We start from the raw sequence: 15,419 nt of genomic DNA on the forward strand, positions 1-15,419 counted from the left end.
TATAAGTGAGGTAAGCACCGCCATCAACTCCGATTACCAATTAATACTCATACCTCATCTACCTGAGAAAGGCTATATATTGCACGATTGTCAAAAATTTCTAGGGGCGGGTTTCACCGACAATAATTGCCTAAAAACCACAATCTCGTAAACCAGCCCTCTAAGAGAGATACCGTAAGGTGCGTCGCTATCGATAATCTGCGAATCAGCTTGAAAATCTCGCAGCGACGCACCATACACAATACCGTATTTAACTCTTTTATTGTTGCCAGTTTCTACATAAAAAAACCTGTAATTAAATATGGTACAAACAATTACTCAACCAGAAACCATATCTATAGAATTGCCAAATGCGATCGCCCTGCTTGTCACCGGCGAGCAATTCGAGGCCCTAGCATTGACAAATCCCGACTTGAGATTAGAGAGAACCGCAGAAGGAGAATTAATAGTGAATCCACCCACAGGAGGAGAATCCAGCGAAAGGAATTTCAACATTACCGGGCAACTTGCTCGCTGGTGCGATGACAACGAGGATTTAGGATCGGGTTTTGACTCTTCGGGAGGATTCATCCTTCCTAACGGTGCTAACCGTTCTCCCGACGCTTCCTGGGTGAGTCGAGAACGCCTCGAAGCCTTGACACCAAAACAGCGAAAAGGCTTCGTTCCCCTGTGTCCCGACTTTGTAGTAGAATTGCGATCGGCATCTGACAGTCTCTCCACCCTCCAAACAAAGATGCGGGAATATATGGACAACGGCGCGAGATTGGGCTGGTTAATTGACCCGCAAAACCAACGGGTAGAAATTTATAGACAACAAGCAGAAGTAGAAATATTAATCAATCCAGCCGAGTTGTCCGGCGAAGATGTATTGCCGGGATTTGTGTTAAATTTAAGGCGAGTTTGGCGTTAAATTTCCAGCGAAATTCCTATGGTACAAACCTTTAGTCAACCAGAAACAATATCTCTAGAATTGCCAAATGCGATCGCGCTTCTTGTCAGTAGCGAGCAATTCGAGGCCCTAGCATTGGCAAATCCCGACTTGAGATTAGAGAGAACCGCAGAAGGAGAATTAATTGTGAATCCACCCACAGGAGGAGAATCAGGCAGCCGCAACCTCAGCATCAGCGCACAACTCGGCAACTGGTGCGAAGTACACGAGGATTTAGGAGAAGGTTTTGACTCTTCTACCGGATTCATCCTTCCCAACGGTGCTCACCGTTCTCCCGACGCTTCCTGGGTGAGTCGCACTCGTTGGGAAGCATTAACTGCAAAAGAAAGAAAAGGCTTTGTTCCCCTTTGTCCCGACTTTCTAGTAGAGTTGCGCTCGGCCTCGGATTCTCTCTCAACCCTCCAAGAGAAGATGCGAGAATATAGGGAAAATGGTGCTAGATTGGGTTGGTTGATTGACCCGCAAAATCGGCGGGTAGAGATTTACAGACAGCAGGCAGAAGTGGAAATATTGCTCGATCCTGTAGAGTTATCGGGCGAAGACGTACTGCCCGGATTTGTGCTGAATTTGAGGCGAGTGTGGCGGTGAATAGCTTTTGATTGTGATTTGTCGTTTTTCAAAACAAGCCTCTAAGAACTTTGAATCGCTTGTCTAAATTCGCGCATTGCCTGAAGGTGATTTTCAATACTAACACACCGCGCCAATAGTACAATATCTAAATCTGGCAGAAGTTGGGAGCGATCGACCTCTGCATATCCATCTTCCCCCAACGAATACAAACGCAGCCTACCATTTTCCCAAAACCAAACTTCAGGAATTTCTAGGCGTTTGTAAGCTTCCAGTTTGTTAATACCGCCGCTAGTCACCACCACTTCCACCGCCAAATCAGGAAATTCTCGGTTAGCTCCCAATTCGTAAGACAAATCCGCTTCTCGCTTCACCCTTCCAGTTTCACTTTCCAGAGTCACCGAGCCCGTTGGAGTAAAATCAATTCCTGCGGATTCCAAATACAAATCCACCAGCGTTGAAATCCGCTGTTTCGCAGTTTCATGCTTTCTTCCCGGCATACGTCTAATCTCTAATACCCCATCTAAAAACGACAGCCTCACCCCCGGACGTGAGAGCAACTGTTCAACAGCCTTAAACTCTCTCCAGCTCATTTCGTCAATTAAGATAGGTTCATCGAGCTTTTCTAACTTTTCTAAAGTTGCTGTCATCCCAACCGCTCCTTACTCAATCTAATCTTCATTATATCTGCGTTCATCTACCCACATCAGCGGTAAAAAATCCAAAAACCGAATTTTTGCAATCCGAAGCTAAGGCCCATCTAAATTGTAAAGTCAAGTTTGCTCAAATTATTGTGGGGTGGGCGTCCCGCCCGCCCGAAAAATACAATTTAGATACGGGAAAACCTATTTACTTTCTCAAAGTAGCCTTATTCTCATCCGGTACAAATTCCGTAACCACTTGACCGCCGCCACCGTCGCCTTTGACAATCACAGTTTGATTTTTCAACTCTCCCGCCGCCCTCGGCCCAGTCAAATTAAACACCGGATTTAGTTGCCGGTATACCACATTTCCTTCCGCGTCGAAAGTCTGATTAGTTAAATACCAAGTTACTCGATCGGTATTTAATTGAGCTTGACGTTTTTCCCCAATTCCTACCACATTTCCCGTCAAATAAAAGATTTTTTTCTCTAAATCTCCCCGCCCCGTATCCCCAGTCATCGTCACCTTTTCCACCCGGTGCAAAACCTTTACAGGCCCGGGCGATATCACATATTGCGCCGGAAAATTCCAACTCATCAAACTGCTTTCTATTTGCAGCGGCGGGTCTGATGGCATCAACTGAGCGTTTTTCGTCAGCGTCGCAATCTTGGTTTTTAAGTCTACATCTACTTGGTCGGCAAAACCCCTGTCTGTTACTGTTTTATCTTTGTATCTGTCAATTTGAGTCGGTTTGTCGCTGTTTACCTTTTGTCGATCCAGCAACCAGACTAAGTGCTCGGTTCGCAATTGCAAAACCGGATCTTTAACATTCGCCACCACAGATCCGAATAACTCCATCCTCTTAGCCCTACTGAAAACCCGCGCTTCCTTCGCTGAAGCCGTCACCTGTTTGTTCTCTCCTGTCAAATTGTTGCGGACAACTAGAACATCTTCTTTCGGCCGCCACTCCAACTCATTTCCGCGCAATACCACTCCATTTTTCAGGTCAGTAGCGACTATGTTACCTTTCAGAAAAACCTGATTTCCTTCCTGAAATACCTGCCCAGTTTCTCCCTGAATGTCGTAAATTTCTTTGCCGTCTTGAAACAATTTGCCCACAGGTTTCTGAACGTTAACTATTTTTTGGTCTTTGCTGTAAACTGCATTTTGCGAGTTTACTTTCCAGAACGTCTCGCCCTTTTCGTTTGCTTGTTCTAGAGTTACTTTGTTCAAAATTAAAGTGCTGTTTGACTGTTGAGCAGTTTTGATATCCTCAGCTAATTTGTTTTTTTGAGTCTCTTGCGTAGCCGCACAAGCACCAATCCCCAAAATCAGTGCTGGTAAAAATAGCAGCACTAATTTTGGGGATTTGATATTAGGAATTTGAGATTTGAGGTTAATCATTGGCAATTGGTAATTGGGAATGGGAAATGCGAAATTGGTAATAGATAATTCGGTATTGAAAAACACTTAATCAAAAATTAAAAATGTGTCATGCTTTGTCTAAATTTTTAACTTCTAATTTTCAATGATTCAACCCATTAACAATCACCCATTAACAATCACCCATTACCGATTACCAAATCCCTATCTGTCGTCGTGTTCCTCCATCAAGCTCAGACCCGACAAAGGGCGGTAAGCATAATTAGGGCGCGATGTTTTTTGGATGTCGTCCTTAATCATTTCCAAATCGATATAGCGATCGGCTACATTAATCAAACTGTCACTTGTCATCGATCGCAAACTCACCACCTCAACCCGCACGCCGCGATAGCTCACAGCATCTACAGCATAAGCCAAATCGCCGTCACCGCTGACCAGAACCGCCGTATCGTAAGAACCGACCAAAGCCATCATATCCACAGCAATTTCTACATCCAAATTCGCCTTTTTAGAACCGTCCGGCAACTGCACCAAATCCTTAGAAATCACGCGGTAGCCGTTGCGGCGCATCCACAGCAAAAATCCCTGCTGTTTCTCGTTAGTGCGATCGACACCAGTGTAGAAAAAAGAGCGCAGCAGTCGCGAACCCGCAGTTAAACGGCACAGCAGCTTAGTGTAATCAATCTCAATTCCTAACTGCAAAGCCGCATAAAAAAGGTTAGACCCGTCAATAAAAATTGCTACTCGACCCCGATTTTCGAGAACCTGTTCCGGCGTAAAAAGGTCATTGCTTTCTATTCTATTCAACATGATTGTTATGCCTCAATTTTTATGAAAGATTGGTAAGGAAATAAGTGCTAATTCGTAGTCTGTCATAGCACCCCGAGCGCTGGCTGCCAACTATGAATTTACTGTTTCCAGCAGTTCGATCCGCTTAAAAACAGGTTGGGGTTCTCCCAGAGTTTGGTTGGCAGGCAAAGCGCCCCAGGCAGCATGATCTGCAAAAATCGCTAAACTGTTAACTGTAACCCGATCGTTAAAGTCAATTGAAAAACCTAGCTGTTGATAGATAGCGTTGCTGATATTGGGAATAATGGGGGATAAAAGGTAAGATGCTAGTCTAACAGATTCCAGAACAGAATATAGCACTTGTTCGACACTTTCGAGTTGTCCCTGCTTGTACAAACTCCAAGGTGCTTGCACGTCAATAAACTTGTTGCCGGCTCGAACTAATGCAAGCACGGCTTCGCAAGCCTTGCTAAAAGCCAACTCTTCGTAAAAACCCGCTACTCGATCGCCCAAATCCAGGCTCATACCCTTGAGAAGGTTGTCGCCGTCCAAGTTTTCTCCCAAAACATTTGGCACGCAGCCACCGCAATATTTCCGAGCCATGTTTAGGGTGCGGTTAAGCAAATTTCCCAAATCATTTGCTAGTTCAGCATTCAATATATTGATAAACCGAGTTTCGTTAAAATCGCCGTCCTCTCCGAACTCAATTTCTTTGAGGAAATAGTAACGCACTGCATCAGCGCCGTATTTCTTGACCAATTCGACTGGGTTTAAAGTATTGCCCTCCGTTTTCCCCATTTTTTTGCCGTCTTTGGTCAAAAACCCATGAGCGAAAACGCGGCCCGGCATCGGCAGATCCGCTGACATCAGCATTGCCGGCCAGTAAACTGCGTGGAAGCGCAGAATATCTTTGCCGATCAAGTGGAGGTCTATCGGCCACCATTTAGATAAAGCATTCTCTAACGTCGGGTCGCTGTCGGGATCTAGCAAGGCTGTGACGTATCCCAGCAAAGCATCAAACCAGACGTAAATGGTGTGACTGGGGTCAACCGGCACCGGCAGACCCCATTCCAGATTCACTCTAGAAATCGAAAAGTCTTGCAGTCCTGAGTTGACAAAGCTGAGCACTTCGTTGCGCCTGCTTTCCGGCGCCATGAAGTCGGGACGTTCCGCGTACAAAGCGAGAAGTTGCTCTTGATACCGCGACAGGCGGAAAAAGTAGTTTTCTTCGTCCCGCCACTCAACTTCTTTGCTGGTGTGGACGGAACACCGATTCCCCGGCAACAAATCCCGTTCATCTTTGAACTCTTCGCAGGAGACGCAGTACCAGCCTTGTTGCTGGTTCAAGTAGATGTCGCCGGAGTTCCAGACGCGCTGGAAAAATTCTTTGACAATATACTCGTGGCGCCGCGAAGTTGTGCGGATGAAGCGATCGTACTGGATATTGAGTTGCTCCCAAAGCGCCTCAAACCCCGGTACCACTAAATCGCAGTGAGCTTGGGGCGATCGTCCCAAACTCTCGGCTGTGCGCTGAATTTTCTGCCCGTGTTCGTCCGTCCCCGTAACCAGCAAAACTGATTTGCCCCGCAGCCGCTCAAATCGGGCTAGGGCATCTGCAGCCATAGTCGTGTAAGCGCTGCCAACGTGAGGTAAATCGTTTACATAATACAGAGGCGTTGTTATCGCAAAGGTATTCTTAGTTTTATCAGTCGATTTCATTGAATGCTAAAATAAAATTCCCTAAATTTTGTTTCGATCTTAACTCAGCGGTTAACTTTTTTATGAAGTAGCAATCAAGCCAAATTTACTGCAAGTTATGTGCAATTGTCTAACCCGGGCTATTCCCAAAAGAAATATCGCTTTCATATCAACACTAATCTTTTTTAGATATTTTTGACGAACTCTCTAAAATGTCTTAATATTTTGACATTCTGCTGCCTTCGGGAGCCCCCCGATCGTCGCTCCCGCGTCCTCAATTCATTTTGTGCAGCCGCGATCCCTAGAGCCGGTGAGGCCCACCTGGTTTGCATCAAAACTCCTCCGTTGGGCCGCTAAACCCGCCGTTCGACTGGCGCTCCGCGACCACTTTCTGTGAATGCGCGATCGATCGCCAGCGCTATCTCTTTCCCCCGATCGCCGTCCATGTCGATCGTCCGCAACTCCTGCCAGTTTCCGAACCGATCCTGGGCGCAGAAACCGGGTTTTTGACGAAAATCTCTCGTGAAGCGCGATCGCTTTAGTTTCTTGCCCCAAAAAGAGCATGAAAGCGTAGGTTTTTTGTTACAAAACCCGGTTTAAAAAGGTTGGCAGTGCGTTCGGGACAGACAATAAAACCCCAAGCCAGTTAAGCTTGGGGCTATCAAATTAGGGTGCATCTAACAAGGGATTATCCGATCGCCCTCGCTCGCCATCAGGAAAACTAACTCGATTTCCGCCAATAGCTTCTGACAAATAATCCGCCGCAGCTTCCACCACCGCGATCGCATTTTCGTAAACCATCCGCGTCGGCCCCAAAACCCCTACACTACCCACCGGCACCGATCCCCGGCGGTAAGTCGAAGAAATCAGAGTACAGCCGCGAATTGGTTCCAAGGAATTTTCCGAGCCAATACGTACCGTTACCCGCTTCCCTGGCGTCTCCAACTCAGGCGATTCAAAAATCAAAGGCCAAAGCAGTTCCTGCTCTTGTTCGAGCAATTGCACCAGGGTTTGAACTTGCTGCAACTGCGAAAACTCAGGCAAGCGCAGCGCTTCTGCCAAACCGCCGATCAGAATCCGCGTGTAGGTTGGATTTCTTTGGCGGCTGCTCAAAGCAGTCAGCATGGTTCCCATCCACTCAGCGTACAGTTCAAAGTCCCGGTCTAACTCGCTCCAGTCTACCGTCGAGAGTTCCGAGAGCGATCGTCCCCGCAACTTGGCGTTCAAAAAATTTGACAAAATCTGCAATTCGCGATCGACGATTTCGACATCAGGCGTGTTACCTTCTGCGTCCCTCGGCAACTGCACCAAAACCGACTGAGTTTCGTAGGCATCCGTCACCACGATCAGCATCACCTTTCCCGGCTCTAGCTGCACCAGTTGCAAGTGGCGCAAGCAAGCCATATTGGTTTGCGGTATGGTGATCATGGCAATGTAACCGCTGATAGTTGCCAGGATTTGAGCAGCGCCGCGGAGTGCCGCGTCCATGCGACCGTCCGACCAATTGAGCTGGTCTAGTACCTGTTCCACCTTGCGGGCCAGCGTATCAGACGGCTGAATCAACTGGTCTACATAAATCCGGTAGCCGGAGTCAGAGGGGATTCGTCCGGCCGAAGTGTGGGGCTGATAAAGCAGTCCAGCTTTTTCAAGAGTCCCCATCGCATTGCGAATTGTAGCTGGGCTGACGCTGAGGTTGAATTCATCAGCCAAAGCTTTTGAGCCAACGGGTTCCGCTGTAGCTATGTAGTGGCGAACCGTTGCCCAAAGGATGTGTTGTTGCCGATCGGTGAGGTTAACGCGCACAGATATTTAAGCAGAATTAGTATTTAGACAATTTGCCACTATCGAGTCAGAAGCTCTGTCCTTAATGGCGATCGGGCAGAGTTATCTATAAATTAACATAACAGATTTAGGCTTCGGTGAGTTCAGCAAAGGATTCTGTACGGGATTTTACGGATTGTGCAACTGATTTAACGGATCGATGTTGAGCGAATGAACGGGGAAAAATGTTTTAACTTTTAACTTGTAACTTTCAATTTGGGTAGCTTCGCTTCCCCGAACCGGATCTCTGCCAAATACCCCATTGCTCGGCTTCGCTTTGCCCAATGCCCTTTAAGTGTGTTCTTGCAGAATATTTTGCAGGTAACTAGCCACTGCATCCGCCTGTTCCACCATTGCCAAATGCCCGCAATCGGGAAGCTGAAGGACATTCTCGCCGCAACCTTGGAACATCCAGTGAAAGCTAGCCAAATGCAGCACGTATTTTGGTTCCATAATTTTGTCTTTAGTGCCGGCAATAAAATAAACAGGCTGCTTGAGTCGAGACACAATTTGCGGCAAGAGGTGAATCTCCGCTTCTGTGGTGGAGTCCAACAAAGCCCCCAAAGCTGCCTCTGGATGAGCCGCCACGAAATCTTTTAAGCGCTGCCGTCCCCAGGAGCGGCCGATCGAGCTGGCCACAGCATCGCGGGCAAACACGAAATCTGCTAACGGCAAGTGAGACAGCCAGCGCGGACGCATTTTCACTAGCTGCTTGCCGACCGATCGAAACCGCTCGAATTCTTCCTTAAGATAGATGCCACCGCCTGCATTGATGCAAACGACACCTTTAATGCGATCGGACAATTGACTGGCTCCCCAAAGAGCGATCGTACCGCCCAGAGAGTGTCCCACCAGCCAAGCACAAGATATATCGAGTTTTTTGAGTAAAATTTCCAAATCGCGAGCGTAAGCTGCGGGAGTGTAGCAGGAATTTAGCGGTTCGCAACGCCGGCGATCGCCGCCGCTGTCAGATTGAGAATCGCCAAACCCGCGCAAATCGTAGGTCAGGCACTGATAGTTTGGTGCCAAGCGATCGGTCAAAGGTTGCCAGTAGCAGCGGCTTAACAGCCAGCCGTGGACAAATACCAGAACCGGGGAAGTAGCAGTCGGAGCCGTCAAATCGTAAGCGTGCCGAACCCCTAGGATGTCGATGGTTGCCATAATTTTATCTTATCCCGAAATCAACACAGAGGTATCAGCAGTTCGATCTGGCGATCGGCTTGGTTTAACTTTGTCAGGAGTGAGGTCTTGACCAAAAACCGAGTTTCTGAGGGTAAGCGCTATCCTTAAAATCGCTCCCCCAGCAATCTTTGTCGCACTCCCTCAGCGATTTTCTGCCCCAGATACTCGGGGATTAAACTTTCATTGGGCCCCAACAAGTAGAGAATCAGGCGAGTTCGCCCCCGCCAAACCAGCAAATTAGCATTTACCACCAACAAATCCTCTTGCCAGATGGCATACATAACTTTGTAAAAAAGTCCCGGCTGGTTATCTGCTTCAATCAGCAGAGCTGGCAAGTGGAAAACCGGATCGACGTAGAATTCAGTTGCCACATCCTCCAAACCCGCGTCTAAATTAAATTCCACCGCCAACATCTCTTCAACCTCAAAATGCCCCGCCAAGGCCTCTCGAACCGCCCTACAGACGTTTTCTGCTGTTTTATCTGCCAGTACCTTGCCACCGCGAGATACTACCAATTTGATAAATACCAGCATCGGCGGGTAAATTTGACCGTACAGACTCAGACTGTGAATTGTCAGTCCGTAAGCCGCCAGCACTCCAAAAATATCGCTCAGTAGAAAAGACTGGTTCCGGTAAGCAAAATGCAGGGCACTTTTGTTACCTTCGGCTCGGATTTCGATGACTGCTTGCCGAGTTCTATAAAGTTGGTAAGCTAATTTGAGGTTTTGCAGTTGGATTTCGCTGCTGACAAATTGCTCGTAAAACTGCGGAAACGCTCTGTTAAAGCGCTTGAGAAGTTCTAGTGTAGATGGTTTTAAACCCGAAGCCATAATTGAGGAGAAGGTGCGGGAGATAAACTAGATATTGACTGCTTCGTAAAGCTTACTCAAACAAGCGTCAAAGCTAGTTGACGTTCACTTCCTACGCTGTTGGGTAGTCGGCTATCCCAAGATAAGTAGGCTATCCCCCTCAAGCCAAGGGTTCCCAATTCAAAATATTGATACTGGCATTGAGTTCGCGCTCCATCGACATACTGCAGGATGAACAATCATAAGTCCTGGCATTAAGTGGCATATCTTGCTTGTTACCGCAGTTTGAGGAAGTCAAGGAGCTAGGAAACCATTGATTTATTAGCACTTTTGTCGCCCCCTACATCTGGCACTTATACTCAATTTGACGTTTGAATTCATAAAATCCCGGGTCTGCTATTGCGCCTGCGAGTTTATGATTAGCCATCATACCCTTCACGTTCAAGTGTTTAATTTTAAGCAGCTTGAACGTTTTAGCTAAATAAGCTGTCAACTGTTGCCAAAAATCTTTACAAACGCAAGAGATTCGTGCGTGAAGGCGACTAATCTGAGCGTAAGTTTTGGATTTGTTATTGGAACCCCTCACCTGTTTAGATGCCTTCCGCTGTAACCTAGCCAGCTTTGTTTCGGCTTGTTTTAATGGTTTGGGGGCATCAAAAACTTGATTGTCAGACAATGTGGCAAAGGTTTTGATTCCCACATCAATACCTACCGATTCTTTGGATTGCCGGACTGGTAAATGTTCCGCATCAATGCCGAGCGAAACAAACCAAAGACTACCTGCTTTTGAGACAGTAAAAGTCTGAGAAACAAAACTACAGTCCTTCATGTTCGTGAAGTAGAAACGTCCCCTGTTTAGGAATTTTAATTGTGTTGACCTCATCAAGCACAACCTTTCCGTGTGATGAATCTAGCGTAAACGATTGACCGTCTCGGCGACTGGGAAAAGTCGGATGACCTGATTTTCCGGAACGATACTTATTAAACGCATCTTTTAGGTCAATCAAGGCGTTTTGATACATCCTGCTAGACAATTGATTCATCCTTTACAAATCGGGTTGTTTCTTGACGCGATCGGTCAAAACTTTCTTGATTTCATTAATCACTTTCGAGTCCGAAAGCTTGCCCTCACCGTACATCAGAGTCCGAAGGCAAGCGTGCCATGTTGAATGCAAACCGTCTAAATCCTGCGTGTTTAGCGATCGAGTTAGCTTCACTGTTATTCAATTTGAGCGATCGCTTACAGGGCAAACATAGTAGGATACTCCAATTAATTCAGATTGCCGAGTGAGACTTTCCACACATAACTTGTGGCAACGAATGGGTTGAGACAAGTTTAGCGAAGTATTTGGCTATGCGAGTCTTGCTCTCCCATGCCTGATGGCAATCAGATTTTCAATTTGAGGATTCGACTTAAATTGTGCCCGCTTCCGAACTCAAACCAGCGGTCAAATCTGTCTGGGAAGCTATCACGAGAATTTCACGGTTGTGCTATTCCAGTGTATTTCCCACCCAGCGTATAAGTTCCGGCGCGATCGGCGGCACTCAACAGAAGCAATTCCAAAAATGCCTCTGTCCTGGTTCGGCAACCAATTTTACCTTAAGAGCGGGTTGTCCTGGCACTGGCTAGCAGAACAGTTCTACGAAACTTGACGAGAATCAAAAAAGCGCAGACTCAATGTTGGACGACAAATCCCTGTTTTCGGCGTAAGATGAGTGTACCGTAAACTGTTCCTCAAGAGGCTACCGGCAATTCATCCCACGCCGATCGGAGTGGGGGTTTATCTGTCGGGTTCTCTTTCTCGTCGTCCAACTTCTACTACCTTAACCGCGCCTGCATGGGTTTTTGGAAAAACTTATTTAGTAGTTCTGAGTCTGCCTCTGTACCCCAAACAGTGGAATTTGAGGAAGATGTGGCTGTTGGGTTAGCCGATCCGCTTTCCCCAACGTTTCGCAAACCCGCCAGCGGCAACGCTCGCATCTTTTTCAGTTGCGATCGGGACATTGACCTCTACGAACTCGAAGAACTTTGTAATGCAGTGGGTTGGTCCCGCCGTCCCCTGCGTAAAGTCAAAAAAGCTATTCAGCACAGCTTCCTAGTCGTCTCTATGTGGGAGATGCGGGGCAGCCAGCGACGGCTGGTGGGTTTCGCCAGAGCGACTTCAGACCATGCTTTTAATGCCACGCTTTGGGATGTGGTAGTTCATCCTGATTACCAGGGCAAAGGCATGGGCAAGGCGCTGATGAAATACATCATTAAAAAACTCCGCAGTGAAGATATCAGCAACATTACCTTATTTGCTGACCCTCAAGTGGTGGATTTTTACCGCAATTTGGGCTTTATGTCCGATCCGGAGGGGATTAAAGGTATGTTTTGGTATCCAGATTAGACCAGAGGTGCAGGTCGGCGTTGATTTGTTGAGGAAATACAATAAAATATTGACGCTTTCAACACCGACTGCACCTGTGCGCTGCTGTCAGTTGCGCTTGGACGTATCCCGAGAGCAGGGCAGTTATGAAGCTGTGCAAGTATTGTCAGTCGATTTAAGATTTGAGACTTCGGCGTTAGACTTTGGGGAGACGTTGGGCGATCGATCGAGTCGCGCTCAGTCGAACAATTTGAGATTTACTCCACAGATGAATCTGGGAGCTTGAACTAGGGTGCAAAATTTTGATCTCTCCACGACAGGAGTACGTGGCACGGTATCCGTTTTTGGGCAGGGTCAAACCGCACAACCTGAAAAAAACTTCGCCTTAGCTGCATTGAGAGCTAAATATTTAAAAAAGCTTGACAAGCGGGCGGTTTTGTGAGTTAATTGTTAAAGGGTAGCTAACTATCACACCGGGATGTAGCGCAGCTTGGTAGCGCGCCTGCTTTGGGAGCAGGATGTCGCAGGTTCAAATCCTGTCATCCCGATCGCACATTATTAAATAATAGATTCAAGCACAACCTGCCTCTGATGTTGACATTCGGCCAAAATGAAAACTAATTGAGGCATTTTTTGCAGATCGTCTGAATGCGCCATTTTTTGCGTTAAGGTGTTTTTTGACTTGTTCGCGCACCTGACTGTGCAATTTCGACCTTATTTCCTCTATTACCCCTTCTTTTCGCCACTGGTTTATAATGCCAATAAACTCTAAAATAAGGAGGAAAGTTTTTGGTAAATCACCCCAATTACAACCATTTTTGAGTTGATAAAATATTCCAGCCAATATCTGTCTTTTGCTCCAAATTGGCGGTAAGCGTTTTCTTTTGAACGGGTAGTAGAGGTTCGATAATGAACCGCTCTTTATCTGTTAAACTACTTGAGTATGGCATTTTACCTCATTTAAATCTTCTGCGAGCAACTAAAGTATTAACAATTAATTCGATCGTCAGGTGGCGATCGCATCTAGTATCCCGCGATCGTCCAGTCTCTTAGAGATCCCAAATGGGTTATATAATGAAGAGCCGAGATTTCAAACAGCAAAATAGCTAGACAGAGTAGAGCAAACTGATTTGCTCTATTTTTTTTGGTGTTTAGGGTAATTTTTTACGTTTTTGAACTGAGGCCTTGTGAGTAAACGCAAATATCGCTCTACTAACCAGAATCTACCTTAAACTCTCCTGGGAGATAGCTTACCTCTCTGTATTAGCGCTAATTATTAGAGCTAATGATTAGCGCTAATAAGATTGTGAACCAACCTGTTAAGCTAGAAACTGTCTAGAAAGTTAGAGGCTCAAGCTAAGCAATCTCAACGGCTAAAACAACTTAAACTCGTTAAAAATCTAGAAATACTCTAGAAAATGCAGGCTAAAGGGCTGTAAGTGTTAATAATAGATAGGTTAAAATTTGACACTATAGTTAGTTAGGAGATTTTGGATGCCGTCTGAAATCTCAAATTCATAACACACATCAAGCAATGCTTACTGAAATTTTTCCCTTTAGTTTTGCCCTTAATGCAACTGCGATCGCCGGTGCGTCTTTGTGGTCTTTGGCCCTGTACTGGGGTCTGTCGCCCCTCAGCGAATGGGTGATGCTGCAACTCAACCGCTGGATGAATTTTGCCGAGAGATCCCTCTACACCTCGGAAGCTGAGTTTGAAAGAACCCGCCAAGCGAGAGAATCTCAAAATGCCTTTTACGCTTCGCTGTTGAGCATTCTGCCCTTTTTGATTGTGGGCGGATTGTGCAATTGGGGCGTCGAATTGTCTCTGGGCACTGGTTGGGCGGTATCTATGGGTACGATCGCCTGTATTGGCGGCGGCGTGTACGAGCTCGGCCGCCGAGACGGTCAATCTTAGGCGATTTTAGATTTGGGATTTTGGATTCGGATTGCTCGATATATTCGGAGATTCGCAGGGAGCTAGAATGGAGAATAATCTCAAATCCCAAACTCCAAATCTAAAAAAAATATGACAGTTCCCGTTTATTTGTCGATCGCGCCTCAAACAAAATTCATAATATATTTCAACCGTAATTTGACTGAGGATGTTTGCCTAAAAACCGGAATTGCCGTTCAGTAACGGTAACGAGAATTTCGGGATTGAACTGTCACGATCGAGGCGAAAATTTCTGTGCGATGTCGCGGTGGGAATAATGCACTTGCAGCATATAGCGACTTCGATCGACTGTTGTATTTTTGCCGCCGGAGTGCCAAAGTTCACTGCGGAAAAACAGCACATCTCCTGCTTTGCACAAAATTGGTTCTGGGGAGTTTCCGTTCCAAATTTCTTCATCGAAGAACTTAGCTCAAAATTATGGAGCAAAAAGCTCTCTTAAGCTGCTCAGATGGGACGAGCGATTAATCGTACAAGACAACGCTCCAATACACCGAGGTCGGGAAGTCTAAAAGTTACGATCGAAGTGGATAAACCAAGGTTTATACATTTTTTATTGTCTAAACATTGTTTGTCCGTGAATTCAACTAATTGGAGTGGCAACAGATTAAAAAAGATGAATTAGCGGAACCAGGTTTGACTCGCAATTAAATCGCGGGCGCCATAATTCAGGGAGTAAAAATTAGAGGAGAAAGAGGAAACTACCGTATGCCCCTCAAATGTGCGAAGCAGTTGCACGCTAATCAAACGCCACAGCCTGATTATCTTCCAACTTCCTTCAGCGATAGTCTGGCTATCGGAACTAATGGCAACGGAAGAAACTGTATTTTATACTAAATTATCTAGGGATTGCTCAGCATAAAACTGGGTCAGATCGTCCAAGAAACCGCCGACTGATGCTTGACTTCTAATCACGGTATTGTTGTCTCCGCATGGATTTTCCTCGTTTCCCATTACTAATCTACAACCTGCAATCATCTGTAAGTTTAAGCAAAGCCCGATCGCCTAAAACATCTCCCACCATCTTCAATCAGCTTCTGCGCCGCCAGAAGAATACCCGCCCCGATAAAACGCTTAACCTCCTCTCAGCAACAGCGGATGCACCAAATACCGCCCCAGAACTCATGAAGTCCAGGGGGAGAGCGTTTCACGTATTTATTGGCCTCTTCGGGTCGATCGCCCGCGGGCACCTCAACAACCGCCAACAACTCAGAATTGCCACAAAAATTTAAAATCCCAAACCCAAAACTGCCCAACCC

At 46.4% G+C, this 15,419-nt stretch carries 20 protein-coding genes and 1 tRNA gene; 8 read left to right on the forward strand and 13 right to left on the reverse strand.

All coding sequences use genetic code 11. The features are described 5' to 3' along the window. The first annotated feature begins 301 nt into the window (after positions 1-301). Together QUA56_RS13380 and QUA56_RS13385 are read left to right on the forward strand one after the other, a co-directional pair. On the forward strand, positions 302-910 hold the full coding sequence (locus QUA56_RS13380) for a Uma2 family endonuclease (RefSeq protein WP_333358267.1): 609 nt from the start codon (positions 302-304) through the stop codon (positions 908-910). An 18-nt stretch (positions 911-928) separates the two neighbouring features. Beyond that, entirely contained in the window at positions 929-1,537 is a 609-nt protein-coding gene (locus QUA56_RS13385) for a Uma2 family endonuclease (protein ID WP_333358270.1), read from the forward strand. Positions 1,538-1,578: 41 nt separating this feature from the next. Here QUA56_RS13385 and QUA56_RS13390 read toward each other — a convergent pair whose 3' ends face one another. From QUA56_RS13390 to QUA56_RS13440, 11 genes are all read right to left on the reverse strand, one after another. After that, entirely contained in the window at positions 1,579-2,166 is a 588-nt protein-coding gene (locus QUA56_RS13390) for a Uma2 family endonuclease (protein ID WP_333358273.1), read from the reverse strand. Between the two features lie 199 nt (positions 2,167-2,365). Beyond that, a complete protein-coding gene (gene lptC, locus QUA56_RS13395; RefSeq protein ID WP_333358276.1) occupies positions 2,366-3,562 on the reverse strand; it encodes an LPS export ABC transporter periplasmic protein LptC in 1,197 nt (398 codons plus the stop codon). Positions 3,563-3,745: 183 nt separating this feature from the next. Continuing rightward, the gene (locus tag QUA56_RS13400; RefSeq protein WP_006631885.1) at positions 3,746-4,351 is read right to left on the reverse strand and encodes a LabA-like NYN domain-containing protein; all 606 of its coding nucleotides are present in this window, start codon (positions 4,349-4,351) and stop codon (positions 3,746-3,748) included. A gap of 90 nt (positions 4,352-4,441) precedes the next feature. Next, entirely contained in the window at positions 4,442-6,049 is a 1,608-nt protein-coding gene (gene metG, locus QUA56_RS13405; RefSeq protein ID WP_333358279.1) for a methionine--tRNA ligase, read from the reverse strand. A gap of 645 nt (positions 6,050-6,694) precedes the next feature. Beyond that, positions 6,695-7,837, reverse strand: coding sequence for a heat-inducible transcriptional repressor HrcA (gene hrcA / locus QUA56_RS13410; RefSeq protein WP_445242906.1), 1,143 nt, complete (start codon positions 7,835-7,837; stop codon positions 6,695-6,697). A gap of 303 nt (positions 7,838-8,140) precedes the next feature. Further along, entirely contained in the window at positions 8,141-9,010 is an 870-nt protein-coding gene (locus QUA56_RS13415; RefSeq protein ID WP_333358284.1) for an alpha/beta hydrolase, read from the reverse strand. A 125-nt stretch (positions 9,011-9,135) separates the two neighbouring features. Then, positions 9,136-9,861 (reverse strand): hypothetical protein, encoded by a 726-nt coding sequence (locus tag QUA56_RS13420; protein ID WP_333358287.1) that lies wholly within the window; start codon positions 9,859-9,861, stop codon positions 9,136-9,138. A gap of 139 nt (positions 9,862-10,000) precedes the next feature. Further along, positions 10,001-10,168 carry a zinc ribbon domain-containing protein gene (locus QUA56_RS13425; protein ID WP_333358290.1) on the reverse strand — a complete coding sequence of 56 codons (168 nt, stop codon included), beginning with the start codon at positions 10,166-10,168 and terminating at the stop codon, positions 10,001-10,003. A 12-nt stretch (positions 10,169-10,180) separates the two neighbouring features. Beyond that, a complete protein-coding gene (locus tag QUA56_RS13430) occupies positions 10,181-10,669 on the reverse strand; it encodes an RNA-guided endonuclease TnpB family protein (protein ID WP_333358293.1) in 489 nt (162 codons plus the stop codon). After that, the gene (locus tag QUA56_RS13435) at positions 10,656-10,874 is read right to left on the reverse strand and encodes a hypothetical protein (RefSeq protein WP_333358296.1); all 219 of its coding nucleotides are present in this window, start codon (positions 10,872-10,874) and stop codon (positions 10,656-10,658) included. The genes QUA56_RS13430 and QUA56_RS13435 overlap by 14 nt, the downstream gene beginning before the upstream one ends. Before the next feature lie 12 nt (positions 10,875-10,886). Continuing rightward, positions 10,887-11,057: a hypothetical protein gene (locus QUA56_RS13440; RefSeq protein ID WP_333358299.1), complete on the reverse strand. Its 171-nt coding sequence runs from the start codon at positions 11,055-11,057 to the stop codon at positions 10,887-10,889. Positions 11,058-11,678: 621 nt separating this feature from the next. Between QUA56_RS13440 and QUA56_RS13445 the strand changes: the two genes are divergently transcribed. From QUA56_RS13445 to QUA56_RS13455, 3 genes are all read left to right on the forward strand, one after another. Then, entirely contained in the window at positions 11,679-12,230 is a 552-nt protein-coding gene (locus QUA56_RS13445) for a GNAT family N-acetyltransferase (protein WP_333358301.1), read from the forward strand. Positions 12,231-12,279: 49 nt separating this feature from the next. Next, positions 12,280-12,495: a hypothetical protein gene (locus QUA56_RS13450; RefSeq protein WP_333358302.1), complete on the forward strand. Its 216-nt coding sequence runs from the start codon at positions 12,280-12,282 to the stop codon at positions 12,493-12,495. A 188-nt stretch (positions 12,496-12,683) separates the two neighbouring features. Further along, positions 12,684-12,757: transfer RNA gene (locus QUA56_RS13455), tRNA-Pro, on the forward strand. Between the two features lie 23 nt (positions 12,758-12,780). Here the strand turns inward: QUA56_RS13455 and QUA56_RS13460 are convergent. Further along, on the reverse strand, positions 12,781-13,134 hold the full coding sequence (locus tag QUA56_RS13460; protein WP_333358466.1) for a transposase: 354 nt from the start codon (positions 13,132-13,134) through the stop codon (positions 12,781-12,783). On the opposite strand from QUA56_RS13460, the gene QUA56_RS13465 reads away from it, so the two are divergent. Together QUA56_RS13465 and QUA56_RS13470 are read left to right on the forward strand one after the other, a co-directional pair. Further along, positions 13,119-13,262 carry a hypothetical protein gene (locus QUA56_RS13465; protein WP_333358304.1) on the forward strand — a complete coding sequence of 48 codons (144 nt, stop codon included), beginning with the start codon at positions 13,119-13,121 and terminating at the stop codon, positions 13,260-13,262. The genes QUA56_RS13460 and QUA56_RS13465 overlap by 16 nt on opposite strands. A 481-nt stretch (positions 13,263-13,743) precedes the next feature. After that, positions 13,744-14,124: a hypothetical protein gene (locus tag QUA56_RS13470; RefSeq protein WP_333358306.1), complete on the forward strand. Its 381-nt coding sequence runs from the start codon at positions 13,744-13,746 to the stop codon at positions 14,122-14,124. 250 nt (positions 14,125-14,374) lie between these two features. Here QUA56_RS13470 and QUA56_RS13475 read toward each other — a convergent pair whose 3' ends face one another. After that, entirely contained in the window at positions 14,375-14,551 is a 177-nt protein-coding gene (locus QUA56_RS13475; RefSeq protein ID WP_333358468.1) for a phytanoyl-CoA dioxygenase family protein, read from the reverse strand. Positions 14,552-15,092: 541 nt separating this feature from the next. On the opposite strand from QUA56_RS13475, the gene QUA56_RS13480 reads away from it, so the two are divergent. Then, entirely contained in the window at positions 15,093-15,392 is a 300-nt protein-coding gene (locus QUA56_RS13480) for a hypothetical protein (protein ID WP_333358308.1), read from the forward strand. The last annotated feature ends 27 nt before the right edge of the window (positions 15,393-15,419 follow it).

The sequence above is a fragment of the Microcoleus sp. N3A4 genome (assembly GCF_036701805.1).
Taxonomy (GTDB): Bacteria; Cyanobacteriota; Cyanobacteriia; order Cyanobacteriales; family Microcoleaceae; genus Microcoleus.